Source organism: Tessaracoccus lacteus (assembly GCF_029917005.1).
GTDB lineage: Bacteria > Actinomycetota > Actinomycetes > Propionibacteriales > Propionibacteriaceae > Arachnia > Arachnia lactea.
Window position 1 is genome coordinate 1,570,009 of the sequence record NZ_CP123967.1, and the last position, 16,535, is coordinate 1,586,543.

The following is a 16,535-nucleotide window of genomic DNA, read 5'->3' on the forward strand; positions in this document are numbered from 1 at the left end:
CTATCCGTCCACGCCTCGTTCCCGGTTTCGTGAAAACGGAATGGCACTCGGTATGCTCGTCGTTTGTCTCCTTCCGCAACTGATCCGCTGAGGCTGCCCATGGAATCCGACCTCGGTAACCGCTTCTCGAAGCGGCGCCGCATCGCCCTGATCGTCACTCTCGGCCTCCTGACGGGGCTTGGCCCGTTCACGATCGATCTCTATCTCCCCGCCTTCCCGGTGATCAAGCAGCAGTGGGCGCTCAGCGACGCGCAGATCCAGGTGACCCTGTCGGCCACGACGATCGGGTTCGCGCTGGGCCAGCTGATCGTCGGGCCGCTCAGCGACCGTCTCGGCCGCCGGTGGCCGCTGGTGGTCTGCTCGGCCGTTCACGTCCTCGCCTCCGTCATGGTCGCGATCGCGCCGAGCGTCGGCTTCCTGACGGCGATGCGCGCGCTGCAGGGCATCGGCGCCGCGGGCGGCGCCGTCGTCGCGATGGCCATGGCGCGTGACCTGTTCAGCGGTCGTCCGCTGGTGGTCATGCTGTCGAGGCTGGCGCTGATCAACGGGCTTGCGCCGATCGTCGCCCCCATCGTCGGCTCCTGGATGGTCTCCTTCATGCCCTGGCAGGGCATCTTCTGGGCCCTGGCCTGCTACGGCTCTCTCGTCGTGCTGCTGATCTTCGTGGTGACCGTCGAGACGCGCCCGCCGTCCGAGCGCACCACCGGCGGCCTCGCGCCGCTGCTGGGGGGATTCGGCAGCGTGCTGGGCGACCGCGTCTCGCTCGGCGCCATCACGGTGTCTGCGTTCGCCTTCGGTGGCCTGTTCAGCTACGTCTCGAGCTCATCGGTCCTGCTGCAGGAGGTCTACGGGCTGAGCGCGCAGGGCTTCGGCGCCGTGTTCGCCATCTGCAGCTGCGGCGTGTTCATCGGCGTGCAGTCCGGCAGCCGTCTCGCCACCCGGTTCGGACCCCAGTGGGTGCTTGCGGGATCGACCGTGCTGATGATGCTGGCCGGTGGCGCGGTGCTGCTTCTCAACGCGGCGCACGCCGGATGGCAGCCGCTGGTACCGGCGCTGTTCGCGTTCACGCTCGCCTTCGGCAGTTCGGCACCGTGCACGCAGCTCCTGACGCTCATGAACCACCGCGACAGGTCCGGCACCGCCGCGTCGCTGCAGGGTTCGACGACCATGCTGATGGGCTCGCTGGTGGGCCCGCTGATCGGTCTGGTGCCGATGACCAGCGCCGCCCCGATGGGCACGGCCATGCTCGCGTGCGCCGTCTGCGCGACGCTGGCGCTGTGGCTGGTGCTGCGGCCCTGGACGCTGCCGCGCGGCCTGATCTGAGGGCCTGACAACGCAGGGACGCCGACGGCCAGCGGCCGTCGGCGTCCTTCGTCTGTGGGATCAGGCCGAGGGGGCCACGACCTTCTTCTCGGCGTCGCCCTTCTTCTCCGGCTTCGCGTCAACACCGGCCTCGCGGCGCTGCTTGACGGAGATCTCGGCCGGGGCCTCGGTCAGCGGGTCGAAGCCGCCGCCGCTCTTCGGGAACGCGATGACGTCGCGGATCGTCTCGAAGCCGCCGAGCAGCATGACGAGGCGATCGAGGCCGAAGGCGATGCCGCCGTGCGGCGGGGCGCCGAAGCTGAACGCGTCGAGCAGGAAGCCGAACTTCTCTTGCGCCTCCTCGGCGCCGATCCCCATCACGTTGAACACGCGCTCCTGCACGTCGCGACGGTGGATACGGATCGAGCCGCCACCGACCTCGTTGCCGTTGCAGACGAAGTCGTAGCCGTAGCTGAGCGCGGAGCCGGGGTCGGTGTCGAACGTGTCGAGGGACTCGGGCTTCGGCGAGGTGAAGGCGTGGTGCACGGCGGTCCACGTGCCCTCGCCGACCGCGACGTCACCGGAGGCGACGGCGTCGGCCGTGGACTTGAACATCGGCGCGTCGACGACCCACAGGAAGCTCCACGCGCTCTCGTCGATCAGGCCGGTGCGTCGACCGATCTCCAGGCGGGCCGCACCGAGCAGCTCCTGGGACGCCTCGCGGGCGCCGGCGGCGAAGAAGATCGCGTCGCCGGGGTTGGCGCCCATGGCCTCGGCGATGCCCTCGCGTTCGGCCTCGGAGATGTTCTTGGCGACGGGGCCGCCGAGCGTGCCGTCCTCAGCCACGGTGATGTAGGCGAGGCCCTTGGCGCCGCGCTGCTTGGCCCATTCCTGCCAGGCGTCGAACTGGCGGCGGGGCAGCGAGGCCCCGCCGGGCATGACGACGCCGCCGACGTAGGGGTTCTGGAACACGCGGAACGGCGTGTCGGAGAAGAACGAGGTCAGCTCGCGGATCTTGAGATCGAAGCGCAGGTCGGGCTTGTCGGAGCCGTAGTTGTCCATCGCGTCGTGCCACGACATGCGGGGCAGCGGCGTGGGCATGTCGACGCCGATGAGCTTCCAGCAGGCGGCCATGACGGCCTCGCCGAGCGCGATGACGTCGTCCTGGTCGACGAAGCTCATCTCGATGTCGAGCTGGGTGAACTCCGGCTGGCGGTCGGCGCGGAAGTCCTCGTCGCGGTAGCAGCGGGCGATCTGGTAGTAGCGCTCCATGCCGGCGACCATCAGCAGCTGCTTGAAGAGCTGGGGGCTCTGCGGCAGCGCGTACCACTTGCCGGGGTGCAGGCGGGCGGGGACGATGAAGTCGCGGGCGCCCTCCGGGGTGGAGTGGGTCAGCGTCGGCGTCTCGATGTCGTAGAAGTTGCGCGCCGCGAGGACCTCGCGGATGGTGTGGGTCACGTCCGAGCGGAGCACCATGGCGTCGTGCTGGCGCTGGCGGCGCAGGTCGAGGTAGCGGTACTTGAGTCGTGCGTCCTCGCCGACGCCGGAGCGCTCGTCGATCTGGAACGGCAGCGGCGCGGCGGGGTTCAGGACCTCCAGCTCGCGGATCGCGACCTCGACCTCGCCGGTGGGGATGTTCGGGTTGACGTTCTCCGGGGTGCGCGCGTCGACGACACCGGTGACCTTGATGCAGAACTCGTTGCGCAGGTCGTGGATGCCGGCCGATTCGAGGTACTCGTCGCGCACGACGATCTGGGAGATGCCAGAGGCGTCGCGCAGGTCGATGAAGGCGACGCCGCCGTGGTCTCTACGCTTGGCCACCCACCCGGCGAGGACGACCTCCTTGCCAACGTCTGCGGCGCGGAGCGTTCCGGCTTCATGGGTGCGGATCACGGCATATTCCTCTCGTCGTCGGCTGCATAGACGGTGCAGCTCGCGACGGCCATGATATCGGCCCCGCGCTACTGACGCCGAATCCCCTTCAGCGCTTCGGCGGCGCGCATCGAGGCCGCCACGAGCGGGGCGCCCAGGATCATGCCGAGCGTGCCGGCGATGGTCCCGCCGACGAGCGTCGCGAGGAGCACGGCGACGGGATGGATCCGCAGCGATGAGCCGAGGGCCCACGAGCTGACGGCGCTCTGGACGGTGCCGTTGGACACCAGCAGCGACAGCGCCACGATCAGCGCCGCGGACGCCCCGCCGGTGCCGAACGCGATCAGGATCGCGAAGGCGCCGGTGAGCCAGGCGCCGAGGAACGGGATGAAGGAGAGGAAGAAGTAGAGGATGAAGATCGGGACGGCCAGCGGGACCTTCAGCAGGAGCAGCGGGACCATGAAGATCGGTGCCGTGATCAGCGCCGTCACTGCGATGCCCTTGAAGTAGCCGCGGATCGAGTCCTTCGCCGCCGACGTCACCGCGTCCACCGCGTCCGGTTCCAGCCGGGTCACGCGGGCCAGCCACTGCGGGAAGGTGCGCGCGTCGCGCAGCACGAAGAAGAGAAAGAAGATCGCGAAGAACGTGCCGACGCCGAACGAGAGGAGGCCCGAGAAGGTGCTCGACACGGCACCGAGGATGCCCTGGCTGACGGCGGGCACAGAGTCCTGGACCGCCAGCCTCGCGCGCTCGAGCCACACGGCGTCCAGCTCGAGCCCCCTCGCCCACTCCACGAGGGACACCCAGCCGAGCATGAGCTGCGCCGAGATCTCGGGCAGCTGGCGCAGGAATCCCCACACGACGATCAGGAGCACGCCGACGGCGACCGCGACCGCGACGAGCAGCGACACCACGGTGGCGAGCGTCGGCGTCAGGCCGCGCCGCTCGAGCCACTCGACGAGCGGCTCGAGGACGACGCCGACGATCACCGCGACCACGAGCGGGACGACGATGCCCCTGATCGCGCCGATCGCGGCCGCGGCGACCACGACGAGCACGATGGTTCCGAGCAGCGCCCAGCTGCTGCGGCCGAGCCTCCGCAGCCGCACGTCATCCACGGCGCGCCCTAGCCGGCGACGATCCCCGGGCGCAGGTCCGCCTCGGGAGGGGCCCAGCTGTCGGGCGAGGCCGACGTCTGGTCGCCGGAGCGGATGTCCTTGACCGAGTCGTCGTGACCGGCGCCGAACCACACGTACGGGATGCCGCGACGCTCGGCGTAGCGGATCTGCTTGCCGAACTTGTCGGGCTTCGGGGCGACCTCGACCGGGATCCCGCGGGCCCGGAGCCGGGCCGCGACCGCGATGGAGGCCTCGCGGGTCTCCTCCGCGTCGACGGCGACAAGCACCGCGGACGGTACCGAACGGTTGGCCGTGAGCTGACCCCTGCCGATCAGCGGCGCGAGGATGCGCGTGATGCCGAACGAGTAGCCGACGCCGGGGAAGGTGGTCTTCCCGTCGGAGGCGAGCGAGTCGTAGCGGCCGCCCGAGGCGACGGACCCGAGCTTGTCGGATCCCTCGAGGAGGGTCTCGTAGACGGTGCCGGTGTAGTAGTCGAGGCCGCGGGCGATCTTGAGGTCGACGACGACGCGGCCCGGGGCGGAGGCCCGGGCGACGCGGATCAGGGACGCCAGCTCGGCGAGTCCCTCGTCCAACAGCTCCCCGGTGACGCCCAGCGCGCGGACGGCGTCGACGAAGGAGTCGTCGGTGGCGCTGATGCCGGCCAGCGCGACGCACGCATCCGCCTGGGCTGCGGTCAGCCCGAGCTCGTCGGTCAGCAGCGCCGTGACGGCGGCCGGGCCGATCTTGTCGTACTTGTCGACGCGCTGCAGCACCTGCGCCGGGTCCTCGATGCCGAGTCCGCGGTAGAAGCCCTCCGAGAGCTTGCGGTTGTTGACGTGGATCGTGACCGGAGGAACGCCGAGCTCGCGGTGCAGCCGCTCGAAGACGTCGATCGCCACGAGCGGGATCTCCACGTCGTGGTGCGCGGCGAGAGCTCCCTGGCCGACGATGTCGATGTCGGCCTGCGTGAACTCGCGATACCGGCCCTCCTGCGGGCGTTCACCGCGCCACACCTTCTGCACCTGGTAGCGGCGGAACGGGAACTGCAGGTGCCCGGAGTTCTCCAACACGTAGCGCGCGAACGGAACGGTGAGGTCGAAGTGCAGGCCGAGCTCGTCGGCCTCACCCTCCTGCGCGTGCAGGCGCCGCACCACGTAGATCTCTTTGTCGATCTCCCCCTTGCGCGCCAGCTGGTCCAGTGGCTCCACCGCGCGGGTCTCGATCGGTGCGAAACCATGCAGCTCGAACGTGGACCGCACGATGTCGAGGACGCGGTTCTCGACGAATCGGCCGGCGGGCAGGAACTCGGGGAAGCCACTGAGCGGCTTAGGGCGTGCCAAGGCGGGACCTCACAGGTTCTCGGGTGGGTACATCGCGGCCATGCTACCGCCGCGTCAGGCGCCGCGAGGAGCGCCCCGTCGAACGCGGATTCCGGTCACGACGGCGTAACAGTTTCACGCACGCGCGTGAAACAGGGGTGGGCCAGGTGAGCGCCGTGTCGGCGGATCGGGATAGATTGGGGTCATGAGCGAACTGCAAGCGCCCTCCGACTTCGGCCGCGTCGATCCCGACGGAACGGTCTACGTCACCCAGGGTGGCATCGAAAGAAGTGTCGGGCAGATCCCCGACTCCACCCCCGAAGAGGCGATGGCGTTCTACGTCCGTCGCTACGAGAACCTGGCCGCGGAGGTCAGCCTCCTCGAGTCGCGCGTCGACGCGCACGCCATGAGCCCCGAGGAGGCGAAGGCCGCCATCGCGACGGCCCGCGGCTCCGTCGCGGAGGCGAACGCCGTCGGCGACCTGGACGCGCTGCTGCGTCGCCTCGACGCGATCGGCGAGCTGCTGCCTGCACAGATCGAGGCGCGCAAGGCCGCCAAGGCGGAGCAGCACGCCGCCACGGCCGCCGCCAAGGAGGCCATGGTCACCGAGGCCGAGACGCTGGCCGCCGGCAACGACTGGCGCGGCGGGGTCGACCGGTTCCGGGTCCTGCTGGAGGAGTGGAAGGCGCTCCCCCGCATCGACCGCGCGACCGACAACGACCTGTGGCACCGGTTCTCCTCGGCGCGCACGCAGTACACCCGCCGGCGCAAGGCGCACTTCGCCGAGCTGAACACCCGACGTGACTCCGCGAAGGCCGTCAAGGAGGCCATCATCGCCGAGGCCGAGCCGCTCGCCGACTCGACCGACTGGGGTGCCACCTCGGGTGCGTTCCGTGACCTGATGGCCCGCTGGAAGGCAGCCGGCAGCGCCCGCCGCGCTGACGACGACGCCCTGTGGGCGAAGTTCCGGGCGATCCAGGACCGGTTCTTCGACGCCCGCACCGCCGCGCAGAGCGCGGTCGACGGCGAGCAGGGCGAGAACCTGGCCGCCAAGCAGGCTCTCGTCGAGCAGGTCACAAAGGACCTCGAGGGCGTCACCGACGTCGAGCAGGCAAAGGGCATCCACCGCGAGTTCCTCTCGAAGTTCTCCGAGATCGGTCACGTGCCGCGTCAGGCAATGCGCGACCTGGACAACAAGGTCCGCTCCCTCGGCTCGAAGATCGCCGACCTGGAGGCTGCCGAGTGGAAGCGCACGGATCCCGAGGCGCGCAAGCGTGCCGAGGACACCGTCGCGATGTTCAGCGCCCAGATCGAGAAACTGAACAAGGACCTCGCCGCTGCGGAGGCCAAGGGCGACGCCCGCAGGGCACGCGACGCGGCCAAGTCCATCGAGACCTACACCTCCTGGCTCGACCAGGCAAAGGCGACCCTCGAGGACTTCACCCGCTGACCTGACCAGACCCGGCGGGGCCGCCGACCTTCTCCGGTCGGCGGCCCCGCGGCGTTGTGGGTCCTGTCGGGGATCAGCCGCTGACCCGGTACACGTCGTAGACGCCGGGGACGCGGCGGACCTGGTTCATCACGTGCTGCAGGTGGGTCGGGTCGGCCGACTCGAACGTGAACTTGCCGGTGAACTGGCGCTGCCGGTTGCTGGAGATGTTCACACTCAGGATGTCGACGTGCTGCTCCGACAGCGCGGCCGAGACGTCCGAGAGCAGGCGGGCGCGGTCGATGCCCTCGATCTGCACCGTCACGAGGAACGTGCTGCCCTGCTCGATGCCGGACCACTCCACCTTCACGAAGCGTTCGGGCTGCTTCATCAGCGCCGGCACGTTGGTGCAGTCGGCCCGGTGCACGCTGACGCCCTCGGTGCGCGTCACGAAGCCGACGATGTCGTCGCCGGGCAGCGGGTAGCAGCACTTGGCGAGCTTGACCTGCATGGAGTCGTCGCCGTCGACCAGAATGTGTGCGCCGTCGCGGACGGGGCGTCGTCGCCGGGTGACGACCACATCCTCCGTGACTGTGTCGGCCGTCTCCTCCTCGCCGCCGTGCAGCTGCACGAGCTTCTCGACAACCGACTGGGCGCCGACCTGGCCGTCGCCGATGGCCACGTAGAGGGAGGGCACGTCCTTGTGGCCCAGGTCGTTCGCCACCGCGGTGAGGTTCTCGAGCGTCAGCAGCCGCTGCATCGGCAGGCCAGTGCGGCGCAGGTCGCGGGCAAGCATCTCCTTGCCCTGCTCGATGGTCTCGTCGCGCCGCTCGCGCGAGAAGTGGGCCTTGATCTTCTGTCGCGCCCGCGAGCTGACGACGAAGCTCAGCCAGTCTCGGCTCGGCCCGGCACCCTCCGCCTTCGACGTGAGGATCTCGATCTTGTCACCCTGCTGCAGCGGGGTGCTGAGTGCCACCAGCCTGCCGTTGACGCGCGCGCCGATGGTGCGGTAGCCGATCTCGGTGTGCACGGCGAAAGCGAAGTCGACGGGCGTGGCGCCGACGGGCAAGGCCATCACCTCGCCCTTCGGCGTGAAGACGTAGATCTCGTCGGAGTTGATCTCGAACAGCACAGAGTCGAGGAACTCTCCTGGGTCCTCGGTCTCCTTGCTCATCACCGACAGCTGGTGCATCGCCTTGAGGCCCGCCTCCTCCGGCGTGACGCCGTGGCGCAGGTCCTCCTTGTACTTCCAGTGGGCCGCGACACCGTACTCGGCGCGGCGGTGCATCTCGTAGGTGCGGATCTGGAACTCGACCGGCTCGTTGTTCTGTCCGAGCACCGTGGTGTGCAGCGACTGGTACAGGTTGAACTTCGGGCCCGCGATGTAGTCCTTGAACCGGCCCGGCACCGGCTTCCAGCCCGCGTGCACCACGCCGAGCACGGCGTAGCAGTCCTTCACGTCGGCCACCAGGACACGCAGCCCGATGAGGTCGTAGATGTCGCGGAAGTCGCGGCCGCGAACCATCATCTTCTGGTAGATCGAGTAGTAGTGCTTCGGTCGGCCGTAGACGGTGGCCTGGATCTTGGACTCCGCAAGCATCGTCTGGAACTCGGCGATCAGCTCGCGGAGGTAGCGCTCCCTGCCGGGCGCCTGCTGCGCGACCATCTCGACGATCTCGGCGTAGATCTTCGGCTCGATCGTGGCGAAGGAGAGGTCCTCGAGCTCCCACTTGATGGTGTTCATGCCCAGCCGGTGGGCAAGCGGCGCGAAGATGTTGAGGGTCTCGGTGGCGATTCGGACGCGCTTGTCCGGACGCAGGTAGCCGATGGTGCGCATGTTGTGGAGGCGGTCCGCGAGCTTGATGACAAGCACGCGCACCTCCTCGCTGGTGGCCATGATCATCTTGCGGATGGTCTCGGCCTTCGCGGTCTCGCCGTAGGTGAGCTTGTCGAGCTTCGTGACGCCGTCGACCATCCGAGCGACCTCGTCGGAGAACTCGGCGCGCAGGTCCTCCAGCGTGTACTCAGTGTCCTCGACGGTGTCGTGCAGCAGCGCGGCGACGAGCACGGGCTCCGTCATGCCGAGCTCGGCCAGGATGGTGGCGACGGCGAGCGGATGCGTGATGTACGGGTCCCCCGACTTGCGCGTCTGGCCCTCGTGGTAGCGCTCCGCGACCCGGTAGGCGCGCTCGAGGATGGCGAGGTCGGCCTTCGGATGGTTCGACTTGACGATGCGGAAGAGCGGGTCGAGGACCGCCGACTTGGAGCGCACCGCTCCGAGCCGCGCGAGCCGATGTCGCATCCGCAGGCGCGGCTGTTCGGGCCCGGTCACGAGCCGGGAAGCACCGGTGGGCGCCGCCTCTTCAGCCATGCGCCCACTCTAGTGTGTCCGGCAACCCCGCTCCGAACCGCCCGCGGTGCCGAAACTCAGTCCTCGTCCCTGCGCAGCACGTCACGGTTGCTCGGCGGCTGGGCGCGACGCACCACGATCAGCTCGTCGCCCACCTCGATGCGGGTGGCCGTCTTGTCGTAGAAGCGGCGCAGCGTCCCGTTGCGGACCACGCCGATGACGCGCTCACCCTGGACCGCGGAAGGCGGCTGCCCGGCCTCGGAGGCCTCGGCGAGCCGCTGGTGCACCTCGAGCCCCTCCCCTCCGGTCAGCATGTCCTGGATGATGGTGCCCATGTCCGGCCCGATCGCGGACAGGCCGAGCAGGCGGCCGACCGTCTCGGAGCTGGTGACCACCGATGAGGCCCCGGACTGCTTGACCAGGGGAACATTGGCCTGCTCCCTTACGGCGACGATCACGCCGGCGGTCGGGTTCAGCTGGCGCACTGTCAGCGTCGCCAGCACCGCCGCGTCGTCGCGATCGAGGCAGATGATGACCTGGCGGGCCTTGCTGACCTCCGCCCGCCTCAGGAGCTCCCTGCGGGTGGCGTCGCCCTGGAAGGCGGCCAGCCCGTCGATGTTGGCCTCGTTGACCGCGACGGCATCGGAGTCGATGACGACGATCCGCTCGGCCGTCTCGCCCTGCCTGCGCAGCGTGTTGACGGCGCTGCGGCCTTTGGTGCCGTAGCCGATGACGACGACGTGGTTGCGCATCTTCTTCCTCCAGATCGAGTCCCGGATGCTGCGGCTGCCCTGGTTCGCGAGCACCTCGATGGTGGTGCCGACCAACACGACGAGGAAGGCTACCCGCAGCGGCGTGATGACCAGCGCGTTGAGCAACCTGGCGTGCGCCGTGATGGGGGTGATGTCCCCGTAGCCGGTGGTGGTGACGGTGACGGTCGCGTAGTACAGCGCGTCGATCAGCGAGACGCCGTCGGCGGCCGTGTTGTCGATGTAGGAGCCACGGTCGAGCCACACCATCCCCGTGATGGCGAACAGCAGGAGGAGGGCGAAGAGGCCTCGCCGTGCAAGTTCCTTGAACGGCGAGGTCTCGATCCTCGGCATGGAGACCAGGGACATGAGTTCGCCCCTGGAACGCAGCTTTGCCATGGGCTCAGACTGTCACCAGAGCGGAGTAGTTGTCGATGCCGAGCTCCGCCAGCTTGTCGCGGCCGTTCAGGAAGCTCAGTTCCATCACGACGCTCACCTGGGCGACCACGGCGCCGAGTCCACGCACCAGCGCGGCGGTCGCTCCGATGGTGCCGCCGGTGGCGAGCACGTCGTCGACCACCATCACGCGGGCGCCGGGCCGCACCGCGTCGCGGTGGATGCTGAGCGTGTTCTCGCCGTACTCCAGCTCATAGCTGGCGCTGACCGTGTCTCCCGGCAGCTTGCCGGGCTTGCGGACGGGCACGAACCCGGCTCCGAGAGCCAGCGCGACGGGGGCGGCGAAGATGAACCCGCGCGCCTCCATCCCCACGACGGTGTCGATGGGGCGCGGCGCGCTCGTCACCAGCTCCGTGATCGCGGCCTGGAATCCGATCGGGTTGCTCAACAGCGGCGTGATGTCCTTGAACATGATCCCGGGGCTCGGGAAGTCAGGCACGTCACGGATCAGTGACGCGACCCTCTCGACGCGGGACTCGCGTGTCGACATCACTTCTTCCGCCCCTTCCGCTCGGCTCGGCTGCCGGAGGTTCGACGCTGCTGCCGCGGTGCGGTCTCGACCGGCGCGGGACCTCCTGCGGTCGCCAGGGCAAGGGCCTCGGCCTCGCGCTGGGCCGCCTTGCGCTCCGCACGCTCTGCACGACGCTGGATCTGCTCGCGGTGCTTGACCATGCCGGGCTCCCGCTCCCGCAGCCACGCGAGCAGCGGGGCGGCGATGAACAGCGAGGAGTAGGCGCCGGCGATCATGCCGACCAGCAGGGCGAGGCCGAGGTCGGCAAGCTGAGCCGACTGGAGCCAGGTCCCGGCGACGAAGAGCGCGACGACCGGGATGATGCCGATGACGGTAGTGTTGATCGAGCGGACAATGACCTGGTTGACCGCCAGGTTCGCCTGCTCCGAGTAGGTGTGGTTGGTCTCCTCGAGCCCGTGCACGTTCTCACGGATCTTGTCGAACACCACGACGGTGTCGTAGAGCGAGTAGCCGAGGATCGTGAGCACGCCGATCACGGTCGACGGCGTGACGGTGAATCCCACCGCCGCGTAGACGCCGACGGTGACGATCAGGTCGTGGGCCACGGCCACGATCGCCGCGATCGACATCTTCCAGTCCCGGAAGTACACGGCGATCAGGAGCATGACCAGCACGGTGAACACCAGCAGCGCGATCACGCCCTGCCGGGAGATCTCCTTGCCCCAGGACGCGCCGATGGCGTTGTAGGCCACCTCGGAGCTGTCCACGCCGGCGATCTGGGCGATCTCGGCGCGGGTCGTCTGCAGCTCCTCGGTGTCGAGCGTGCGGGTCTGGATGCGGATGGCCGTCTCGCCGAGCGAGAAGACCTGAGGCTCCAGGTCGGAGACCGTGAGGTCGGCCGCCTGTGCCCGGACGGCGTCCACCGTGCCTGCCTCGATCTTCATCGGGGCCTGGAAATCTGTACCGCCGGTGAACTCGATACCGAGCGTCAGTCCTCGCACCAGCAGCAGCAGGATGCTCGCCACCACCAGCACGCCGGAGACGATGAACCACTGCCTACGGTGCTTGATGAAGTCGTACGAGAGGTGGCCGGTGTAGAGCCGGTGGGCGATGCTCATCTTGGGGGTCGACATCACGCCTCCTGAGTGGTCTGGGTCGCGGTGACGTCGTGAGTGACCGGGGTGCGGCGACGCAGCCGCCGACCGAGCAGCGAGTCGCGGCTGACGCCCATGTGCTCAGCATCCAGGCCGGACCACTTGTGGCCCTCGCCGAAGAACTTCGTCCGGCCGAGCAGCTGCACGAGCGGCTTGGTGAAGAAGAACACGACGGCCAGGTCGATCATCGTGGTCAGGCCGAGCGTGAAGGCGAAGCCCTTCACCGAACCGATGGCGACGATGAACAGGATCACGGCAGACAGCAGCGACACGGCATCGGAGATGATGATCGTGCCGCGGGCCTTCTCCCAGCCGGAAACCAGCGACGAGCGCAGACTGCGGCCGTCGCGGATCTCGTCGCGTATCCGTTCGAAGTAGATGACGAAGGAGTCCGCCGTCACGGCTATACCGACGATGGCGCCGGCGATGCCGGCGAGGCTCAGGGAGAACCCGACCGCGGAGCCGAGCAGCACCATCATCGCGTAGGTCGCGGAGGCGGCCACCACGAGGGAGGCGACGACCACGATGCCCATGCCGCGGTAGTAGATGAAGGAGTAGAGCGCGACGGCCGCGATGCCGATGAGGCCCGCGATGATGCCGACGCGCAGCTGCTCGCCGCCGAGCGTCGCGGAGACGGTCTCGACCTGGCTTGGCTCGAAGCTCACGGGCAGCGAGCCGTACTTCAGCACGTTTGCCAGTGAGGCCGCGGAGTCGGCGGTGAACGAGCCACTAATCTGCGCCTCGCCGTTGGTGATCTGCACCTGCGGCTCGACCGCGGACTCGACGATGCCGTCGAGCACGATCGCGAACAGGTTCTCGGGGCTCGTCTTGTCCAGGAGCGCGCCGGTCAGCTGCTTGAACTGCTCGGCCCCCGTCGACTTGAGCGACAGGGTCACCACGTAGGAGAGGTCGCCGGTCGGGATGCCGTACGCGGCGGTATCCAGTTCGGTGCCGAGGACGGCCGTGGGGCCGAGGAGGTACTTGTAGGTGCCCTCGTCGTCGCACGCCACGATGGCCCTGGAGGGATCGTCCACGACGGTGTCGCCGCAGACGAAGTTCGCGAAGTTCTCGAGGTCCTCCTCGGTCGCCGTGTACGCGAGCACCTCGTCGATGGAGAGCTGCTCGTTGTCCACCGAGGGCCCGTCCGCGGAGGCGGAGGGCTCCGGGCTCGGCGCGGGCGTGGGCAGTCCGGGGACGGCGTCCGCGTCGTCCGACGGGCCGGTGCCGGCCCCGGACTGGAGCACCGGGCGGAAGCTCAGCTGCGCGGTGGCGCCCACCAGCTCCACCAGGTCGTCGCTCGTCACGTTCGGTGCGGAGACCACGATGCGCCGGTCGCCCTGCACCGCCACTGTCGCCTCGCCGACGCCGAGGCCGTCGACGCGTTGCTGGATGATGTTGCGCGCCAGCTCGAGCGACTCGGGGGTCACGTTCTCGCTGGTGGCGGTCAGCGTGATGGTCTGACCGCCCTGCAGGTCGAGGCCCAGCTTCGGGGCCCAGGTTTTCGTCAGGCCCATGATGAGGTACAGGCCGACGATGATCAGGAGGAAGACTGTGAGGACGACTCCTGGGCGTCCTCGCTTCGCGGAGGTGGCCACTGCTACTTGTTGTCCTCGGTACGCGGCTGCTCGTCGGCAAGGCCCTCACCCGGCGCCGGCGTGGGGTCGAAGGTCTCGGCCGGCTCGGCCGCCTCGGGGGCGGCGTCGGCGGTCAGCGAGGAGGCGTCGTCCGGGACGATCACGTCGCCGGTCGCCAGCTCGTCGGCGGGCTCGGTCGCGGCGACCTCGTCGGTGAACTCGAACTCCTCGTCGGAGGGCTCGACCTTGCGTGCGACGTTGCCCTTGAGGATCGTCACCTCCAGGTCGGGGGCCAGCTCAACGATGAACTGGCGCTCACCGAGGTGCGAGATGGTCGCGAAGATGCCGGAGGTCAGGAGTACGCGGTCGCCGACGGCAAGCGACGAACGCATCTCCTGGTCGGCCTTCATGCGCTTCTGCTGCGGGCGAATCATGAGGAAATACATGATCGCGAACAGCGCGATCATCATGATGATGAGTTCCATGGGGTCACTTCCGATGTTGGTCAGGGCCAGCGCTCAGGATAGCCGAGCGCTCTGTGTTCCGCTCAAGGGCGGTTCACGGGGTGCCGGGGTCGTCGTCAAACAGCGCGGGCATGGTCGACGGGGGCCTCACTCCGAGGTGCCGGTAGCCGGCCCTGGTCGCGATCCGGCCGCGGGGCGTGCGCACGAGCATCCCCTCCCGGATCAGGAAAGGCTCGGCGACCTCTGACACCGTCTCGATCTCCTCCCCGACGCTCAGCGCGAGCGTCGACAGCCCGACGGGGCCGCCGTCGAAGAGTCTGATCAGGGCATCCAGGACGCCGCGATCGAGCCTGTCGAGCCCCCTCTCGTCGACCTCGTAGAGCTCCAGCGCGGCCCGGGCGACGTCGCGTGTCGCGACCTCGTGCCCCTTCACCTGAGCGAAGTCACGCACGCGGCGCAGCAGCCGGTTGGCGATCCGGGGCGTGCCCCGCGAGCGGCGGGCGATCTCTACACGCGCGTCGTCGTCGATGCGGATGCCCAGTTTCGACGAGGAGGCGCCGACGATGAAGGCCAGGTCGGCCGGGTCGTAGAAGTCGAGCTGCGCCGTGAAACCGAAGCGGTCGCGCAGCGGGCCGGGCAGCATGCCGGCGCGCGTCGTGGCACCGACCAGCGTGAACGGGGGAAGCTCGATGGGGATCGCGGTCGCGCCGGGACCCTTGCCGACGATGACGTCGACCCGGTAGTCCTCCATCGCCAGGTAGAGCATCTCCTCGGCGGGCCTGGAAAGGCGGTGGATCTCGTCGAGGAAGAGCACGTCACCCTCGGCCAGGCCGGACAGGATGGCGGCGAGGTCGCCGGCGTGCTGGATGGCCGGCCCCGACGAGATCCTGAGCCCGACACCAAGTTCGGCGGCGATGATCATCGCCAGGGTGGTCTTGCCCAGCCCGGGGGGCCCGGACAGGAGCACATGGTCCGGCGCGGTGCCGCGGTGGAGGGCGGCATCCAACACGAGACCGAGCTGTTCGCGGACACGGGGCTGGCCCTCGAACTCGGCAAGCGAGCGGGGCCTCAGCGCTGCCTCATAGTCGCGCTCCTCGACGGTGGCGTGCGGGTCGACGGCGGAGTCGTCCATCAGCGCCTGGCCAGCGAGTTCAGGGCGGCGCGCAGCAGCTGCGCCACGCCGACGTCGGGCGTCTCGTCGACCAGGTGGGCCACGTTGTCGCAGGCTGCCTCCGCGTCACGGGCGGACCAGCCGAGCCCCTGCAGGCCGTCGCTGACCTGCGCACGCCACAGTTCCTGGGCCTGCTCCGCGGGAGACTCCTGCGGCTCGGGCGAGTCCGCGTCGACGAGGGTGACGACCTTGTCCCGCAGCTCGATCACAATCTTCTCCGCACCCTTGCGCCCGATGCCGGGCACGGCCGTCAACCGGGCCAGGTCCTCGCTCTGCACGGCGCGGCGCAGCTCGGAGGGGCTGAGCACCGACACGATAGCCAGCGCGAGCTTCGGTCCGACGCCCGAGGCCGACTGCGCGAGTTCGAATGCGTCCCGCTCGTGCTCGTCGGCGAACCCGAAGAGCGTCACGGCATTCTCCCGCAGCATGAGGGACGTGGCGAGCATCACCTGCTCCCCCGGCCTGAGACACGCCGCGGTAGCGGGCGTGACGTGCAGGAGGTAGCCCACGCCGCCCACATCCAGCACGCAGGTGGTGGCACCTGCGCGGACACAGGTACCGGTCAGCTGGGCGATCATCGCTTCCCCTTCGCTGCCGCGACAGCCGCGGCATAGCGGTTGGTGGCGCCGCCGCGCCAGATCTGGGTGACGGCCACCGCGAGCGCGTCGGCGGCGTCCGCGGGCCTGGGGGCCTCGGCCAACCTGAGGATCCGGGTGATCATCTGCGTCACCTGTGCCTTGTCGGCCGTGCCGGAGCCCGTCACGGCCGCCTTGACCTCGCTCGGGGTATGGAAGGTCACGGGCAGGCCGCGGCGTGCCGCGGAGACTGCCGCGACCCCCGAGGCCTGCGCGGTGTCCATCACGGAGTTCAGGTTGTGCTGGGCGAAGACGCGTTCGATGCCGGCAGCCTCCGGGCGGTACTCGTCGAACCAGGCGGCCAGCCCCTCCTCGAGGGCCAGCAGCCGGCGGGCGAGGTCCAACCCCGTCGAGGTACGCACCACGCCGACGGCCACCAGCCTGGGTGGCCTGCCGAGGGTCCCCTCGACAACACCGACCCCGCAGCGGGTCAGCCCGGGGTCGATGCCGATCACGCGCATGGCAGGGTG

The 16,535-nt window shown here is 69.2% G+C and carries 14 protein-coding genes; 2 read left to right on the forward strand and 12 right to left on the reverse strand.

Going from position 1 to position 16,535, the window contains the following annotated elements:
* Window positions 1–99 precede the first annotated feature (99 nt).
* On the forward strand, window positions 100–1,323 hold the full coding sequence (locus QH948_RS07255; RefSeq protein WP_281143806.1) for a multidrug effflux MFS transporter: 1,224 nt from the start codon (window positions 100–102) through the stop codon (window positions 1,321–1,323).
* A gap of 60 nt (window positions 1,324–1,383) precedes the next feature.
* Here the strand turns inward: QH948_RS07255 and aspS are convergent, their stop codons facing one another.
* From aspS to hisS, 3 genes are all read right to left on the reverse strand, one after another.
* Window positions 1,384–3,195 carry an aspartate--tRNA ligase gene (gene aspS / locus QH948_RS07260; RefSeq protein ID WP_281143807.1) on the reverse strand — a complete coding sequence of 604 codons (1,812 nt, stop codon included), beginning with the start codon at window positions 3,193–3,195 and terminating at the stop codon, window positions 1,384–1,386.
* A 68-nt stretch (window positions 3,196–3,263) separates the two neighbouring features.
* Complete coding sequence (locus tag QH948_RS07265; protein WP_281143808.1) at window positions 3,264–4,292, reverse strand: AI-2E family transporter; 1,029 nt, start codon at window positions 4,290–4,292, stop codon at window positions 3,264–3,266.
* A gap of 8 nt (window positions 4,293–4,300) precedes the next feature.
* Window positions 4,301–5,632, reverse strand: coding sequence for a histidine--tRNA ligase (hisS, locus tag QH948_RS07270; protein ID WP_281143809.1), 1,332 nt, complete (start codon window positions 5,630–5,632; stop codon window positions 4,301–4,303).
* Window positions 5,633–5,816: 184 nt separating this feature from the next.
* Here hisS and QH948_RS07275 point away from each other — a divergent pair, with 184 nt between their 5' ends.
* Complete coding sequence (locus QH948_RS07275) at window positions 5,817–7,061, forward strand: DUF349 domain-containing protein (protein ID WP_281143810.1); 1,245 nt, start codon at window positions 5,817–5,819, stop codon at window positions 7,059–7,061.
* Between the two features lie 73 nt (window positions 7,062–7,134).
* Here the strand turns inward: QH948_RS07275 and QH948_RS07280 are convergent, their stop codons facing one another.
* From QH948_RS07280 to ruvC, 9 genes are all read right to left on the reverse strand, one after another.
* Window positions 7,135–9,411 carry a RelA/SpoT family protein gene (locus QH948_RS07280; protein WP_281143811.1) on the reverse strand — a complete coding sequence of 759 codons (2,277 nt, stop codon included), beginning with the start codon at window positions 9,409–9,411 and terminating at the stop codon, window positions 7,135–7,137.
* 56 nt (window positions 9,412–9,467) lie between these two features.
* A complete protein-coding gene (locus tag QH948_RS07285) occupies window positions 9,468–10,538 on the reverse strand; it encodes a potassium channel family protein (RefSeq protein ID WP_281143812.1) in 1,071 nt (356 codons plus the stop codon).
* 4 nt (window positions 10,539–10,542) lie between these two features.
* On the reverse strand, window positions 10,543–11,085 hold the full coding sequence (locus QH948_RS07290; RefSeq protein ID WP_281143813.1) for an adenine phosphoribosyltransferase: 543 nt from the start codon (window positions 11,083–11,085) through the stop codon (window positions 10,543–10,545).
* A complete protein-coding gene (gene secF / locus QH948_RS07295; RefSeq protein WP_281143814.1) occupies window positions 11,085–12,200 on the reverse strand; it encodes a protein translocase subunit SecF in 1,116 nt (371 codons plus the stop codon). Before secF ends, QH948_RS07290 begins: the two co-directional genes overlap by 1 nt.
* Complete coding sequence (secD, locus tag QH948_RS07300; RefSeq protein WP_438874083.1) at window positions 12,200–13,816, reverse strand: protein translocase subunit SecD; 1,617 nt, start codon at window positions 13,814–13,816, stop codon at window positions 12,200–12,202. The genes secF and secD overlap by 1 nt, the downstream gene beginning before the upstream one ends.
* 2 nt (window positions 13,817–13,818) lie before the next feature.
* On the reverse strand, window positions 13,819–14,280 hold the full coding sequence (yajC, locus tag QH948_RS07305) for a preprotein translocase subunit YajC (protein WP_281143815.1): 462 nt from the start codon (window positions 14,278–14,280) through the stop codon (window positions 13,819–13,821).
* A 73-nt stretch (window positions 14,281–14,353) separates the two neighbouring features.
* On the reverse strand, window positions 14,354–15,391 hold the full coding sequence (gene ruvB / locus QH948_RS07310) for a Holliday junction branch migration DNA helicase RuvB (protein ID WP_281143816.1): 1,038 nt from the start codon (window positions 15,389–15,391) through the stop codon (window positions 14,354–14,356).
* A complete protein-coding gene (gene ruvA, locus QH948_RS07315; RefSeq protein ID WP_281143817.1) occupies window positions 15,391–16,008 on the reverse strand; it encodes a Holliday junction branch migration protein RuvA in 618 nt (205 codons plus the stop codon). Before ruvA ends, ruvB begins: the two co-directional genes overlap by 1 nt.
* Window positions 16,005–16,517: a crossover junction endodeoxyribonuclease RuvC gene (gene ruvC, locus QH948_RS07320; RefSeq protein WP_281146162.1), complete on the reverse strand. Its 513-nt coding sequence runs from the start codon at window positions 16,515–16,517 to the stop codon at window positions 16,005–16,007. The genes ruvA and ruvC overlap by 4 nt, the downstream gene beginning before the upstream one ends.
* Window positions 16,518–16,535 lie beyond the last annotated feature (18 nt).

Bases quoted from the DNA above. Each gene is read 5' to 3' on its own strand.
- ruvA (WP_281143817.1), bottom strand. From the start codon at position 16,008: ATGATCGCCCAGCTGACCGGTACCTGTGTCCGCGCAGGTGCCACCACC.
- QH948_RS07255 (WP_281143806.1), top strand. From the start codon at position 100: ATGGAATCCGACCTCGGTAACCGCTTCTCGAAGCGGCGCCGCATCGCC.
- QH948_RS07285 (WP_281143812.1), bottom strand. From the start codon at position 10,538: ATGGCAAAGCTGCGTTCCAGGGGCGAACTCATGTCCCTGGTCTCCATG.
- secF (WP_281143814.1), bottom strand. From the start codon at position 12,200: ATGTCGACCCCCAAGATGAGCATCGCCCACCGGCTCTACACCGGCCAC.
- QH948_RS07280 (WP_281143811.1), bottom strand. From the start codon at position 9,411: ATGGCTGAAGAGGCGGCGCCCACCGGTGCTTCCCGGCTCGTGACCGGG.
- QH948_RS07275 (WP_281143810.1), top strand. From the start codon at position 5,817: ATGAGCGAACTGCAAGCGCCCTCCGACTTCGGCCGCGTCGATCCCGAC.
- yajC (WP_281143815.1), bottom strand. From the start codon at position 14,280: ATGGAACTCATCATCATGATGATCGCGCTGTTCGCGATCATGTATTTC.
- ruvB (WP_281143816.1), bottom strand. From the start codon at position 15,391: ATGGACGACTCCGCCGTCGACCCGCACGCCACCGTCGAGGAGCGCGAC.
- QH948_RS07290 (WP_281143813.1), bottom strand. From the start codon at position 11,085: ATGTCGACACGCGAGTCCCGCGTCGAGAGGGTCGCGTCACTGATCCGT.